Source organism: Ureibacillus sp. FSL K6-3587 (genome assembly GCF_038593165.1).
Classification (GTDB): domain Bacteria; phylum Bacillota; class Bacilli; order Bacillales_A; family Planococcaceae; genus Ureibacillus; species Ureibacillus suwonensis.
Genome location: NZ_CP151969.1, coordinates 140,174 through 154,168 on the forward strand (window position 1 = coordinate 140,174; position 13,995 = coordinate 154,168).

Annotated in this window: 14 protein-coding genes and 1 other annotated feature; of the genes, 2 read left to right on the forward strand and 12 right to left on the reverse strand. The window is 41.1% G+C overall.

Annotation, left to right across the window (positions count from 1 at the left end; translation table 11 throughout):
• The 5 genes from NSS77_RS00700 to lspA all read right to left on the reverse strand — a co-directional run bounded on the left by NSS77_RS00700 (nt 1) and on the right by lspA (nt 4,554).
• Nucleotides 1-870 (reverse strand): aspartate carbamoyltransferase catalytic subunit, encoded by an 870-nt coding sequence (locus NSS77_RS00700; protein WP_342469934.1) that lies wholly within the window; start codon nt 868-870, stop codon nt 1-3.
• A 113-nt stretch (nt 871-983) separates the two neighbouring features.
• Entirely contained in the window at nt 984-2,315 is a 1,332-nt protein-coding gene (locus NSS77_RS00705; RefSeq protein ID WP_342469935.1) for a solute carrier family 23 protein, read from the reverse strand.
• A 20-nt stretch (nt 2,316-2,335) separates the two neighbouring features.
• Complete coding sequence (gene pyrR / locus NSS77_RS00710; protein WP_342469936.1) at nt 2,336-2,881, reverse strand: bifunctional pyr operon transcriptional regulator/uracil phosphoribosyltransferase PyrR; 546 nt, start codon at nt 2,879-2,881, stop codon at nt 2,336-2,338.
• 285 nt (nt 2,882-3,166) lie between these two features.
• Nucleotides 3,167-4,078 (reverse strand): RluA family pseudouridine synthase, encoded by a 912-nt coding sequence (locus NSS77_RS00715; RefSeq protein ID WP_342469937.1) that lies wholly within the window; start codon nt 4,076-4,078, stop codon nt 3,167-3,169.
• Nucleotides 4,075-4,554 (reverse strand): signal peptidase II, encoded by a 480-nt coding sequence (gene lspA / locus NSS77_RS00720; RefSeq protein WP_342469938.1) that lies wholly within the window; start codon nt 4,552-4,554, stop codon nt 4,075-4,077. The genes NSS77_RS00715 and lspA overlap by 4 nt, the downstream gene beginning before the upstream one ends.
• Nucleotides 4,555-5,117: 563 nt before the next feature.
• Between lspA and tnpB the strand changes: the two genes are divergently transcribed.
• Both tnpB and NSS77_RS00730 read left to right on the forward strand, forming a co-directional pair.
• Entirely contained in the window at nt 5,118-5,471 is a 354-nt protein-coding gene (tnpB, locus tag NSS77_RS00725) for an IS66 family insertion sequence element accessory protein TnpB (RefSeq protein WP_141603390.1), read from the forward strand.
• A gap of 3 nt (nt 5,472-5,474) precedes the next feature.
• Complete coding sequence (locus tag NSS77_RS00730) at nt 5,475-7,094, forward strand: IS66 family transposase (RefSeq protein WP_211358719.1); 1,620 nt, start codon at nt 5,475-5,477, stop codon at nt 7,092-7,094.
• Between the two features lie 221 nt (nt 7,095-7,315).
• Here NSS77_RS00730 and ileS read toward each other — a convergent pair whose 3' ends face one another.
• From ileS to NSS77_RS00765, 7 genes are all read right to left on the reverse strand, one after another.
• On the reverse strand, nt 7,316-10,078 hold the full coding sequence (ileS, locus tag NSS77_RS00735; protein WP_342469939.1) for an isoleucine--tRNA ligase: 2,763 nt from the start codon (nt 10,076-10,078) through the stop codon (nt 7,316-7,318).
• Nucleotides 10,079-10,187: 109 nt separating this feature from the next.
• Nucleotides 10,188-10,422: a binding site (T-box leader), on the reverse strand.
• Nucleotides 10,423-10,493: 71 nt separating this feature from the next.
• A complete protein-coding gene (locus tag NSS77_RS00740) occupies nt 10,494-11,048 on the reverse strand; it encodes a DivIVA domain-containing protein (protein WP_342469940.1) in 555 nt (184 codons plus the stop codon).
• A gap of 87 nt (nt 11,049-11,135) precedes the next feature.
• Nucleotides 11,136-11,921 (reverse strand): YlmH/Sll1252 family protein, encoded by a 786-nt coding sequence (locus NSS77_RS00745; RefSeq protein WP_342469941.1) that lies wholly within the window; start codon nt 11,919-11,921, stop codon nt 11,136-11,138.
• Nucleotides 11,922-12,027: 106 nt separating this feature from the next.
• On the reverse strand, nt 12,028-12,291 hold the full coding sequence (locus NSS77_RS00750) for a YggT family protein (protein WP_342469942.1): 264 nt from the start codon (nt 12,289-12,291) through the stop codon (nt 12,028-12,030).
• 24 nt (nt 12,292-12,315) lie between these two features.
• A complete protein-coding gene (locus tag NSS77_RS00755) occupies nt 12,316-12,774 on the reverse strand; it encodes a cell division protein SepF (protein ID WP_342469943.1) in 459 nt (152 codons plus the stop codon).
• Nucleotides 12,775-12,786: 12 nt separating this feature from the next.
• Nucleotides 12,787-13,458, reverse strand: coding sequence for a YggS family pyridoxal phosphate-dependent enzyme (locus NSS77_RS00760; protein ID WP_342469944.1), 672 nt, complete (start codon nt 13,456-13,458; stop codon nt 12,787-12,789).
• 81 nt (nt 13,459-13,539) lie between these two features.
• Nucleotides 13,540-13,776: a YlmC/YmxH family sporulation protein gene (locus NSS77_RS00765; RefSeq protein ID WP_342469945.1), complete on the reverse strand. Its 237-nt coding sequence runs from the start codon at nt 13,774-13,776 to the stop codon at nt 13,540-13,542.
• Between the last annotated feature and the right edge of the window lie 219 nt (nt 13,777-13,995).

The following is a 13,995-nucleotide window of genomic DNA, read 5'->3' on the forward strand; positions in this document are numbered from 1 at the left end:
TTATCTCTCCTTCAAAATTGTTTCCAGAATCGCCATACGAACAAATACGCCGTTCCGAATTTGATGGAAAATTCTTGAACGTTCACATTCCACTAATTCTGAGGCAATTTCCACTCCCCGGTTGACCGGTGCGGGATGCATGATGATGGCATGGTCTTTCATCTGCTTTTCCCGTTCAATCGTCAGCCCGTATTCTTGATGATAACTTTCTTTTGAGAAAGGTACGTCATGCCGTTCATGCTGAATTCGGAGCAACATGATTACATCGCTTTCTTCCAGCAGACCGTCCCAAGAGTGCTGCGCCTCAAATTTGCCTGCCCATTCCGGCGGACAAAGGAAATTCACTTTCACTCCAAGCCGGCTCAACGCAATCGCATTGGATTTGGCTACCCGGCTATGGGAAACATCGCCAACAATTGTGACAGTCAATCCTTCAAACCGGCCGAATTCCTTATAAATCGTGTATAAATCCAATAAACTTTGGGATGGATGCTGCCCGGTTCCATCGCCGGCGTTTATGACACTGACATTGATTCCTTCAAGCAATTCGCGATAATACTCATCTTCTTTGGCGCGGATCACTACCGCATCAAGGCCGATCATTTCCAAGGTTTTCACTGTGTCGTACAATGTTTCCCCTTTTAACATGCTTGAAAATCCGGCTTCAAATGGAATGACGGTACAACCGATTTTTCTTTCCGCCATTTCGAAACTGGTTTTCGTGCGGGTGCTCGGTTCAAAGAATAGATTGGCCACATAATAGGAGCGGTCCAACTTTGGTTCAGCACCGTTTTCAAACTCCCTTGCCCTTTCTAAAATTGCCATTACTTCATCGTTAGTTAAATGTTCCATTGAAAGTAGATTCTTCATGTCAATTTCCTCCTATACGAATTAAAAGGCTTAGGAGGGATGACAAGTATGCGCTTGCCATTCGTCTCCTTTTTTGCCTCACTGGACAAATCTTAAAGGATTGATGGATTACTTTATTCAAATTCTTCTATATTTTTATCTCTGCCTGGAAGAACCAAGTTTAGGATTACACCGATAATCGCCGCAAGTGCCATACCTTCAATCGAAAACGTTTCGGAGAACCGGATGGCCGCACCGCCGATTCCAACTACCAGAATGACAGAAGCAATGACCATGTTGCGGTTTTTGCCGAAATCCACTTTATTATCAACAATCATGCGGAGACCGCTGGAGGCGATAATACCGAACAATAGGATGGAAATGCCGCCAAGTACGGATGTCGGAATCGTTTGTACGAGCGCCATCGCTTTTCCAAAGAATGAAAGCAAGATGGCGATACAAGCTGCTCCCATTATCACATACACCGAATACACTTTTGTAATCCCTAATACACCGATATTTTCACCGTAAGTCGTTTTTGGAGGACCACCGATTAACGCACTGACAAATGTTCCAAGTCCGTCCCCAAGGATGGAACGGTGCAATCCTGGATCTTTAATATAATTCCGTTCAACGATTTTTCCTAAAACCAATTGGTGTCCGATATGTTCTGAAATCGTTACGATAACGATTGGAACCATTGCCAATAAAATGTTTGTCGTTACATGAAACTCATAATGGACGCCAGGAATTAAAAAGTCCGGCAAAGCGAACCATGATGCTTCTTTCACTTTTGTAAAATCCACGATACCAATGATTGCGGAATATATGTATCCAACGACCAGCCCTAAAAGGATCGGCATCGCACTAAGAATATTTTTAAAGTACACATTGAAAATAATCGCCGCAAACAAAGTCACCAAAGCTGCGGAAAAATGCCAACCGCTATATTGTTTTACCAGTTCCGTTTCACCTGTATCAGGATTCAATTGCTCAACGGAAATATTCATTGCCATGTCCACCGCTGTACCTGCAAGTCCAAGTCCGATTACCATGATGACCGGACCAACCACAACAGCCGGCAATAATCTCATAATCCACTTGTAACCACTTTTATAAATCAGTAAAGAAACGACGGCATAAACCAAACCGACTGCCATTGCACCAATCATGGCGTTTCCAGGATGTACTGCGGCGCCTTCCGGATCCAATCCCCCGGATACCAACAGCATCGGTGTAATAAAAGCAAAGGATGAACCCAAATAAGCGGGCACTTTAAATTGTGTTACAAGCAAAAAGATGATTGTAGCAATACCACTTGTTAAAAGCGCAATCGCCGGGCTCAATCCAACCAATTGCGGCACTAAAATCGTTGAACCAAACATTGCAAACATGTGCTGAAAACTTAATGTGATTAACTGTCCACCAGGCGGCTTTTCATGAATATCAATAACTTTGTTTGTCATATTGTTACCCCTCTATCTGTTTAATTTGTTTTGTGTAAAGTTACCTGATCTTTCCCATCTACTTCTGTGACTTGAACAACGATTCTCTCTGAACTTGATGTCGGAATGTTCTTTCCTACATAATCTGCGCGAATCGGCAACTCTCTATGTCCTCTATCGATTAATACCGCCAATTGAATTTGGGCTGGCCGTCCCAAATCCATCACAGCATCCAAAGCCGCCCTAACAGTTCTTCCTGTATAAAGCACATCATCCACAAGCACAATCTTTTGATCGTTCACAACATAATCAATATCCACTTGTTGAACTTTCGGCTCGTCACCAACAAATTTTGTGGATAAATCATCGCGGTATAATGTAATGTCCAACTCGCCGGTGCGAACCTTTTTCCCTTCAATTTTTTCGATCTTCTCAGCCAATCTCCTCGCGAGATAGGTTCCGCGGGTTCTTATGCCTACCAGAATGACTTTATCGATCCCTTTATTGCGCTCAATAATTTCGTGAGCAATTCTTGTGAGCGCCCTGTTCATGGCCTGGGCATCCAACAATTCTGTCACTTCGGCCATTTTCGAATTCCTCCTTTTCCCAAGAGTATTTTTTACGGGCATAAAAAAACCCCCTAAGCGTCTGCTTAAGAGGTTGAAATTACAGTAAAATATTATGTTGGTATAATAATTCTTTGCATATGAAGATACAGTATACCCATTCTTATAAAACTGGAAAAATATGATAGGGTATAAACTTCTTCACCAACATATCTTTTACCTTTTCAGCCTCTCTGGACTGCCATTAAAGGTATTTCCTATTTAATTTTTTACTGTTGTAAAGTATAGAACTAATTATCTCCCAAGTCAACCTTCTTTTCTTAATTGTTCAAGTAAGTTCACAAAATCATCCGGCAATGGCACTTCAAATTCCAGATATTCCTTCGTTCTGGGATGAACAAATCCCAAAACCCCCGCATGCAATGCCTGTCCGCCAAAATCGATGGTTTTCTTCGGACCATATTTCGGGTCTCCCACCAAAGGATAACCGATATATTTCATATGAACGCGAATTTGGTGGGTGCGGCCTGTTTCCAATCGGCACTCCACCAGCGTATATTTACCGCCGATCCGTTCAATTACTTCGAAGTGGGTAATGGCTTCTTTTCCATTATCTACCACCGTCTGTTTTTGGCGATCTTTCGGATCCCGGCCGATTGGTGCATCAATGGTCCCCTTATTATGGGGAATATGTCCATGAACTAATGCGGTATATTTTCTTTTCACCGTTTTATTCATCAACTGTTCGACAAGACCGTTATGGGCCATGTCATTTTTGGCAACCATCAACAATCCTGAAGTATCTTTATCGATGCGGTGAACAATTCCCGGGCGAAGGATGCCATTAATTCCGGATAAATCTTTGCAATGATACATCAATCCATTCACCAATGTCCCTGTCATATGCCCTGGAGCAGGGTGAACCACCATTCCCTTTGGCTTGTTCACCACTATGACATCCGAATCCTCATACACAATATCCAAGTCTATATTTTCAGGGATGACTTCCAGTTCTTCCGGTTCAGGAACTTCGACTTCGACAACGTCCCCTTCTTTGACTTTATATTTGGCCTTTACTTCCTTGCCATTTACCGTTACAAGGCCATCTTCAATCCAGTTGGAAATTTGTGTCCGGGACCATTCCCCTTGAATTGTAGATAACGCTTTATCAAGCCGTTCTCCTGCGTATGCTGCTTCAATCGTGATTGTTACTGTCATTGTTCCACCTTTTTCTTTCCGTTTTGATCTTCCTTAAACAATGCAATGATTAGCATGATGACTGAAATCGTCAACGCTGCATCGGCAACATTAAAAATTGGAAAATCATAATTGATGATCGGAATGAACACATCAATAAAATCAACAACTTCTCCGCGGAAAACCCGATCAATAAAGTTGCCAATCGCCCCGCCCAATAAAATCATTAAGCTGATGCCTAGCAATGGCTTATTTTTCCCTTCTTTATGAAAATAATAAATTACCGCAATCACCACAATGAGTGTAACCAGATAAAAGATCCACATTTGCCCTTGGAGCATTCCCCAGGCAGCCCCCCGGTTCCGGTGGCTTAAGATGCCAAGCCAAGGATCCCAAATTGCGATTCGATCCCCTACTTCCATATTTTTTACGATAAACCATTTTGTAAGCTGATCCATTATAATGACGAAAAGTGCTAAACTGTAGTATTTAAACACATTCTTTCCCCCGTTTGCCTATATATCTCCATTATTCTAACATATTCCTTCAATTAATACAGAAAATCTTCTCTTTCTTATGTAAGGGTCATGGGATGCATATCCTGTTCTTTGCAGAAGATAGGGTTTTTTGTTTGATGAGAACCCTTTAGTGCAGATGAATATCCCTTTGGTGCGGTTGAGAATCCCTTTAGTGTAGATGGATTCCCCTTTGGTGTGGATGAGAGCTCCTTTGGTGCAGATGGACATGCCTTTGGTGCGGTTGAGAACCCCTTTAGTGCAGATGCATCGTAAGCCCGAAATCAAACAACGCCTATAAATCAATGACACCTCCCTGTAAGATGAAAGTAACAATTACAGAGGAGGTGTTCTTTTTTTGACAACGGAAAAACTCAATATCGTGCCTGTAAAATTAGAGTCCAAATCTGATCCAACTCCATCCCCAGCAAGTCGTGGTCCACTCAGACCAATATGCGTCATTCAATCCAATCAGTGTAAAATCTCCTTCTACCCCGGTGTCAAACCTCAATTACTTCAAGCGGTTATCAGGGAGTTGAATCGAAATGATTCATGATTTTACAAAATGCAAAAATATCTATATCATTTGCGGTCATACAGATATGCGAAAAGGAATCGACGGTCTAGCAACGCTAATTCAGGATTCATTCGAACTCGATCCATACAGCGAGGCAATCTTCTTGTTTTGCGGTCGAAGGAAAGATCGTTATAAATGTTTATACTTTGATGGAGATGGCTTCGCTATGCTTTATAAACGATTGGATAATGGCAAACTCCAATGGCCACGAAATAAAAATGAAGTTCGTCGGCTCACGCAACAACAACTTCGTTGGTTACTTGAAGGACTCACAATTCATCAACCGAAAGCCATACAAAAATCTAAAAAAGGTGTCTTTTAACCAATGATTACTAGTGATATAATCAAGACATTATTGAATTTGGACGGAAATGTGGTGAATGATGTGAGCAATGATTCGAATGAAAAATTAATTCAATTATTAGAAGAACAACTCGCGCAATCCAATAAGAGAAATGAAGAACTGTTGAAACAAATTGAATCGTTGTCACAACAAGTTCGCTATTTAACAAAGCTTCTTTATGGCTCAAAATCAGAAAAATCAAAGTACCAAGCTCCAGATGGACAATGTTCTTTATTTGATGATGACTCTTTTTTTAACGAACCTGAGCACACAGAAGAACAAAGCACGGACACTGTTACCTATACAGTTGTTCGTAAAATACATAAAAAGAAACGAAACGATTTCTTCGTGGATGGTTTAGAAATTGAAGAAATTCATCATCACCCTGAAAACTTACAATGCGAGTGTTGTCAATCTCAGATGACAGAGATCGGCAGCACGATTGTTCGTGAGGAAGCAAAATTTATACCGGCTATTGTGAAGCGTGTTCGACATATCGAACACGCTTATGAGTGCAGGAATTGTAAAAAAGATCTCAGCAAAAATTCACAAATCAAACGAGGCAAAGCACCACAACCAGCGATTCAACGAAGTATTGCTGGACCAACGGTCTTGGCAAAAATCATCTACGATAAGTTTGTTCAATATTTACCTTTATATCGCCAGGTAAAGGAATGGAACCATTATGGTCTCCTTACAAACGATAAAAATTTATCGAACTGGGTGATTCGAATCGCGGAGGATTGGCTTCATCCAATCTACCATCGTATGAAAGAGCTCCTTATGAAAAAATCAATTCTTCATATTGATGAAACATACGCTCAAATACTCAACCGTTCGGATGGAAAGTCGGCTCAGTCTAATGCTTATAACTGGGTATTCCGAAGCGTTGCTTCTCAAGGGCCGACCATCGTCATGTTTCATAGTGCGTTATCGCGAAGTCGGGAAGTTTTAAAAGACTTCGTGGAAAAGTTCAAGGGAACCATCATTTGTGACGGATATTCTGCATACGCTGGTTTACCTAACGTCACATTCGCCAATTGTTGGGCACATGTGCGTAGAAAATGGCTAAAAGCCAACAGTAAAAACGCCGAAAAAGGTGTAGAATATTGTAATCGACTCTACGAATTGGAACGAAAGTTTAAGAAACTTTCACCAAGCAAACGTCGAAAAGCACGAAAAAAATATTCCAAACCGATTGTGGAAGAATTCTTACAATGGGTAGATGAATCTCCTTTTTACGGCAAAAGTGCCCTTGCGGAAGCGGCAAACTATACCTTGAAACATGCCGAAGGTCTAAAAGCATTTCTATATGACGGTCGAATTGCGATTGACAATAACCCAGCAGAAAATGCGATTCGTCCGAGTGTGATTGGTCGGAAGAACTGGCTTTTCTCTGTGAGTGAATTGGGAGCTGATGCCAATGCCGTTTGTTTGAGTTTAGCTGAAACGACAAAAGCTAATGGAATTGATTTCTATCAATACTTGGTCAAAGTATTGACAGAACTCCCAAACCTCCCAATCCATCAGCAACCAGAAATAATCGATCGCTACTTGCCTTGGTCTAAAAATATACGTGAATCATGTGCAATAGCAAAATAGCCCTCAATCTGAAAAAATTCAAGATTGTAGGGCTATTTGTCATGCGTACTAATAGGTACGCTTTTTTAATCCCTGTTTTAAGTTTTTCAATGCGTCATTTGAATTCGGGCTTACGATGCATCCCTTATTTGTTATTACTTTGTTTTCTTGCCAATTCCAACTGATCAAAAAAAAAAAAACGCCCTTGAATTGCAATCGCAAATTCAAGGGCGGCAAGAACATTATTCGTAATGATTGATCACAATTTCAGCGCAGCGGGAACATAATGTCGGATGTTTTTCGTTTTGGCCGACCGTTTCAGAGTAAGACCAGCAGCGCTCGCATTTTTCCCCATCCGCTTTTTCTACAGCGATGGATGTTTTTTCTAATGCAATCGCATTTTCAGGGGCATCTTTTCTGCTTCCGGCAACCACAAATTGAGATACAAGGGAAATTTGTTTGAAATCGACTTTTTCATCATTCAATAATGACAATACTTCTTCATCATCTGTATAAACCACCACTTTGGCATCCAATGGTTTACCGATGACTTTTTCATTACGCGCTTCTTCAAGGGCTTTAAGCACTTCATCGCGGATGTCCATCACTTTACTCCATTTTTCTTTGAGTTCTTTAAAGTTGCTGCGTTCATCCACTTCCGGGAAGTCTGTCAATTGTACAGACGGCTCTTCCTCATTTAAATAAGACCACAATTCATCCGTTGTATGCGGAAGGATCGGTGTCAAGATTTTCAACAATGTGAGCAAGCAATCGTACATCACCGTTTGCATTGCGCGGCGGTCTGGATTGTTTGGCGCTTCGATATAAACGACGTCTTTTGCCACATCCAAATAGAATGCAGACAATTCAACAGAAACGAAGTTGTTGATGGAATGGTAAACCGCAGAGAAGTCATACCGGTCATAAGCGGCGCGCACTTGTTTCAATACTTCCTGCAAGCGCATGTACATATATTGATCCACTTCTCGTAAGTTTTCATATGGTACACGGTCTTTTTTCGGATCAAAATCAAATAAATTTCCGTGTAAATAACGAAGCGTATTCCGGATTTTACGGTATACTTCGGAAATTTGTTTCAATAAATCCACCGAAATGCGCACATCGCCTGTATAGTCCACAGAAGCCACCCACAAACGGAGAATGTCCGCACCATACTGTTTCATTACTTGTTCAGGAACAATGACATTTCCAAGAGATTTACTCATTTTACGTCCTTCGCCATCAAGAACGAAGCCGTGGGACAGAATGCCTTTATATGGTGCAAAGCCGTTGATGGCAACCGATGTAATCAAAGATGAGTTGAACCATCCACGATATTGGTCGGAACCTTCCAAATAAAGGTCGGCAGGATATTTCATGCCCCGTTCCACAAGCACGCCTTGATGAGTGGAACCGGAGTCGAACCAAACGTCCATAATGTCTTTTTCTTTCGTGAATTTTCCATTCGGGCTTCCTGGATGCGTGAAACCTTCAGGCAATAAATCTTTCGCTTCTCTTTCAAACCAGATATTGGAACCGTGTTCACGGAATAAATTGGCCACATGAGCAATCGTTTCCGGCGTAATAATCTCCTCGCCATTTTCAGCATAGAATACCGGAATTGGCACACCCCAAGCCCGTTGACGGGAAATGCACCAGTCTCCGCGGTCACGGATCATGTTGTAAAGGCGGATTTTACCCCAGCTAGGAGTAAATGTCGTATTTTCAATCGCTTCCAATAACTGATCACGGAACGGCTCGATTGAACAGAACCATTGCGGCGTTGCACGGAAAATCACCGGTTTTTTCGTACGCCAGTCATGTGGATAGGAGTGCGTAAAGAAATTTAATTTTAATAAAGCTCCGACCTCTTTTAATTTTTCAGTCACCACTTTATTGGCATCATCATAGAACATGCCTTCAAATCCTGGGGCTTCATTTGTATAGCAGCCCCGGTCATCGATTGGGCTCAATACATCCAAACCGTATTTTTTCCCTACGATATAGTCGTCTTCCCCGTGGCCGGGCGCTGTGTGAACGCATCCGGTACCTGCATCCAATGTGACGTGTTCCCCTACCATGACTAAAGAATCGCGGTCATAGAATGGATGTTTCGCCACAATGTATTCCAATTGTTGGCCTTTCACTTCTTGAACGATTTCAACTTGTTCCCATCCAATTTCTTTTGAAACATTTTCAATCAATTCTTTTGCAATGATATATAAGTTGCCATCCACTTTCACAACGGCATAAGTAAATTCAGGGTTGACGGAAATTCCTAAGTTGGCCGGAATTGTCCAAGGGGTAGTTGTCCAGATGATGAATTTTGCATTTTCAGGAACAACACCTTTTGCGTCTTTGATTTCAAAGCTCACGTAAATGGAAGGTGATTTCACATCTTTATATTCAATTTCCGCTTCCGCCAATGCAGACTCGGAAGAAGGAGACCAGTAAACAGGTTTCAACCCTTTGTAAATGTACCCTTTCTCCGCCATGCGGCCGAACACTTCAATTTGGCGGGCTTCGAATTCAGGTTTTAATGTAATGTAAGGATTTTCCCAATCACCACGTACGCCTAAACGCTTGAATTGGGCCTTTTGATTTTCGATTTGTTCGTAGGCATATTCTTCGCAAAGTTTGCGGAATTCGGCAACCGACATTTCTTTGCGGTTCACGCCTTTTTTCGTCAAAGCATGCTCGATCGGAAGTCCGTGGGTATCCCAACCAGGAATATAAGGAACATGGTATCCTGTCATGGAACGGTGGCGGTTGATCATATCTTTGATGATTTTATTCAATGCGTGGCCGATATGAATATCTCCGTTGGCATATGGAGGGCCATCATGCAATACGAATTCCGGACGGCCTTTCGTACGCTCCAACACCAGCTTGTTAATATCCATTTCCGCCCATTTTGCTTGGATTTTTGGTTCGTTGACCGGCAGATTTCCTCTCATCGGAAAATCGGTTTTCGGCATTAATAACGTATCTTTGTACTCTACCATTGAATTTCCTCCTTCTAAAATTTTGACACCCTTTTAAAATCCTTTTTTAACTGCATAAAGGAATAGGCAAAAAAGAATTTCCCCCAAAATAAAAAAAGTTTCTCTATCCCTTAGGGACGAGAAACGATTACCCGTGGTACCACCCTTGTTCACAACGCAGAAAAAGGAAAAGCTCCGACGCTGCCTCATGACACTGTAACGTCGTGTGGACGAAATCACTTACTTTCCTTTCAGTGATTTGGCTCGGGAGTGATTTTCTTTTTTGCCGCTTGTTCGAGCTTCCACCGTCCTCGAATCGCTATATGACCGCCAGCAAAAAATACTCTCTCCTTCAACACCTGTCAGCCGCTTGTATTAAATTTCTGTGTATCAGTATATGAAAATCATGGGAGTCAGTCAAGTAGTAAGAAAATTGTTACAATTTTTCCTGCTCAGTCGCACTTTTTCTATAATATTCTTCATCGTCATCCTGCTTGAATTGCTCTTGTATTTCCGTAAGGCCCACATCATACTCCATTAAATGATCCCAATCATCGGAATTCAGCAAGTCCAATTGGGCTTCCACCAACATTTTGAAACGGTTGCGGAATACTTTGGACTGTTTTTTCAAAGCGTCGATTTCAATCGTAATTTTGCGCGCTTTGGCCAACGCTTCATTCACAATGCGGTCCGCATTTTTTTCCGCTTCCTTAATGATGAGCTTTGCCTCTTGCTGGGCATTTCTGCGCACTTCTTCCGCAGCCTCTTGTGCAACGACAATGGATTTTTGGAGCGTTTCTTCCATCGTATTGAAGTGTTCCATTTGTTCCGTCATTTGTTTCACTTTATCTTCCAGCTCTTTTTTCTCCCGGAGCAAGAGCTCATAATCTTTAATAATCTGGTCCAAAAATTCATTGACCTCGTCTTCCGCATAGCCTCGGAAAGACCTCGTAAATTCTTTATTATGTATATCAAGAGGTGATAGTGGCATCGTTTCGCACTCCTTTAATCAAAAATATAGGCATATTCCTATTATACCCATCAATGTTGTTCTTGACAGTAAATTTTTTTATACAATTCACTTTCTCTCGATTTGACTGATGACTAATCGGATCTTCTCCTTCTTCGTTCGCCCTTCGATTCCATCAATTTTGAAACGTCCATATCCCCGGCAGGAGACCAAATCGCCCTCTTGCAGTTCAAAAGCCGTTTCTTCGCAAAGGGCAAAGTTCACTTTTACTTTGCTTCCCCGAATCAAGTTTTGGGATTTTTGCCTCGAAAGATTAAAACTGCTTGATAAAACCGCATCCAGTCTCATGGAAGATACCGTCAGCCGTTGCTCCTTCCATTCCCCTTGCGGAGGAATCAGTTGATCCATGTTTTCAAGTTCTTGGATCCGGACATGAATTTTTCCCACTTTTTTTAAGTTTGTTTTTACATACGAGGCGATTTCCGATGTACAGGCAAACTGGATCGTTTCCTCGTCAATACGGATATCACCGAAGTGTTTCCGGTCAATTCCAAGGGAAAGCAATGCACCTAACACATCCGGATGCTTCAATTGGACAAACTTGGATGGAAAGGTCAACTGTAAAACGGTAATGTCGTAATCTTCCATTGTCGGAATAAAATAAGAAGGAGCGATATAAACCCTTTTCCTCTCCGCTTCCTGAAACATTCCTTCGCCATAAACGGATAGTCCGTCATGATTGCCCACAATGGACTGAACAATATGAAGTTCCCGTGGATCCAAAAAAGCGGTCAATTTAGGGGCGTAGCGATCTTCCACTTCTTTTTTCCACTCGATGACCCTTTCAATAAAAGGATGCTCATCTTTGCGAAAATGTTGCATAATATTTTGCATGGCGTCAACTCTCTCAGTACTTTTTCTTACAACCGGCACATGAATATTCAAGTAAAATCGGAACATTATATAAAATGGATGTGACTCCCCATTGAGCCGCATCCATTTAATAAAATAGCATATGCAACAAATTATAAATTCCCTGCTCGATAAATGTCAGCACAATTAAAGCGATAATCGGAGAAAAATCGATCATTCCAATTGGAGGAATGAATTTACGGAAAAATCCCAAATAAGGTTCGCACAATTTTTCCAAAAATTGTCCCAAAGCTGTATCCCTGGATGCAGGTATCCATGACATTAAAATGTAAATAATCAACATTAGCGTATAAATTCTGAAAGCAAAAGATATAATATCTGTTATGTCCATAGATTCTTTATTACCTCACTATTTTCATATATCGTCATAAAAGTATCCGGATATTTCGCCTTGCACTTCCACGTTGTCCGGTGTGCATAGGAAGATGTTATCACCGATACGTTGAATATCTCCACCTAAAGCATAGACGGTTCCGCTCAAAAAATCAATAATTCGCAATCCTGCTTCACGGTCAATCCGCTGAAGATTGACGATGATGGCACGTTTATTTTTCAAATGTTCAGAGATGTCCTGCGCTTCTGCATACACTCTTGGTTCAACAATGACGACTTTGGCATTTTTCAAAGCATTGGCCGATTGAATGTTGATGACATTCAACGTTTTTTCTTCGCCATGGCTATTGACGATTTTTTTCGTTGTTTTTCTTGTTACAGTCTCTTGCGGCAATGCGACCGGTTCATTCATTGATGGTTGAACTTGCTCTTCTTCTTCTTCCAAGTAAAAGAAATTTTTTATTTTGCTGAACATGCCCATCTTTCCAACCTCCTATCCAACAAGAGCTGTTCCGATCCGAATAAATGTGGCCCCTTCTTCAATCGCAATCTCGTAATCGTTGGACATACCCATCGATAATTCTTGACAAGGTGCGTAGGGCAAATTTAAATTTGCAATCTCTTGTTGTAATTCTTTCAATCCACGAAAGACTTTCCGAATCACTTCTTTGTCATCCGTATTTGGCGCCATCGTCATTAAACCGACAACCTGAATCTTGCTGAACTTTTCCAAAGATTGAATAAATGGTATCACTTCTTCCTTGCTTAAACCATGTTTGGATTCTTCGCCGGATACATTGACTTGAACAAAACATTTTACCGGGTTTACAGCCCGCTTCTCAATTTCTTCCGCCAAGCTCATACGGTCCAAAGAGTGCAAATAATCGATTTCATTGATGACTTTTTTTACTTTTCTTGATTGCAAAGTGCCAATATAATGCCAGATGGCTTGATCTTGAATCGCTTCTTTTTTTGCGAGCAACCCTTCCGGACGATTTTCTCCGAGATGGATGATGCCGGCTTCCAATGCTTCTTTTGTTCGTTCAACCGAAACTTGTTTTGTTACTGCGATTATTTGAATATGATTATCTTTTCGATGTGCCCTTGTTTTTGCGTCTTCTATTCTTTGCTGTATGATTTCCAAGTTTTCCCGAATGCTAGCCATATTGAATCCCATCTTTTCTTTACAACAATAGTTTCTTTCATTTTATCAATCAACTCTCGATTTTTCAATGAAATAGCGGCATTAAGAAATACCTTTAACTAAAATGACATCTTTCCCAATCACTAAAATATCACTGATCAGCACTTTTTGGATTGCCTCTTCTCCTTGGAAAAAGTTGAATAGTTTTTTTGGTTCCGCTACAAGAAAAGCTGTGATCATGCCCGTTTGTTCGCATACTTCAGCATCGATAATGTACCCGATAAACCGTCCGCTTCCCGCCTCAATGATCTCTTTTTGCTGCACTTCTGAAAACTTCAAGGGAATCTCCTTTCAACCAGACTATATTCTCAGTTATCACTAAATCTGATCAATTCATGAGAACAATCATAAAATTTCACAATTTCTCTAATCATTCACCCATAAAAAGACAGCTAAACCAATCGGAAAATGTATACGTTTAATTAAAAAAGTGTCAAAGACAATGAATTCAATTCTATTTTATGTTTCACAACCTTATTTGACCTCTTGCAGTTCTTC

Bases quoted from the DNA above. Each gene is read 5' to 3' on its own strand.
- NSS77_RS00700 (WP_342469934.1), bottom strand. From the start codon at position 870: ATGAAGAATCTACTTTCAATGGAACATTTAACTAACGATGAAGTAATG.
- NSS77_RS00705 (WP_342469935.1), bottom strand. From the start codon at position 2,315: ATGACAAACAAAGTTATTGATATTCATGAAAAGCCGCCTGGTGGACAG.
- pyrR (WP_342469936.1), bottom strand. From the start codon at position 2,881: ATGGCCGAAGTGACAGAATTGTTGGATGCCCAGGCCATGAACAGGGCG.
- NSS77_RS00715 (WP_342469937.1), bottom strand. From the start codon at position 4,078: ATGACAGTAACAATCACGATTGAAGCAGCATACGCAGGAGAACGGCTT.
- tnpB (WP_141603390.1), top strand. From the start codon at position 5,118: ATGATTCATGATTTTACAAAATGCAAAAATATCTATATCATTTGCGGT.
- NSS77_RS00730 (WP_211358719.1), top strand. From the start codon at position 5,475: ATGATTACTAGTGATATAATCAAGACATTATTGAATTTGGACGGAAAT.
- ileS (WP_342469939.1), bottom strand. From the start codon at position 10,078: ATGGTAGAGTACAAAGATACGTTATTAATGCCGAAAACCGATTTTCCG.
- NSS77_RS00740 (WP_342469940.1), bottom strand. From the start codon at position 11,048: ATGCCACTATCACCTCTTGATATACATAATAAAGAATTTACGAGGTCT.
- NSS77_RS00745 (WP_342469941.1), bottom strand. From the start codon at position 11,921: ATGCAAAATATTATGCAACATTTTCGCAAAGATGAGCATCCTTTTATT.
- NSS77_RS00750 (WP_342469942.1), bottom strand. From the start codon at position 12,291: ATGGACATAACAGATATTATATCTTTTGCTTTCAGAATTTATACGCTA.
- NSS77_RS00755 (WP_342469943.1), bottom strand. From the start codon at position 12,774: ATGGGCATGTTCAGCAAAATAAAAAATTTCTTTTACTTGGAAGAAGAA.
- NSS77_RS00760 (WP_342469944.1), bottom strand. From the start codon at position 13,458: ATGGCTAGCATTCGGGAAAACTTGGAAATCATACAGCAAAGAATAGAA.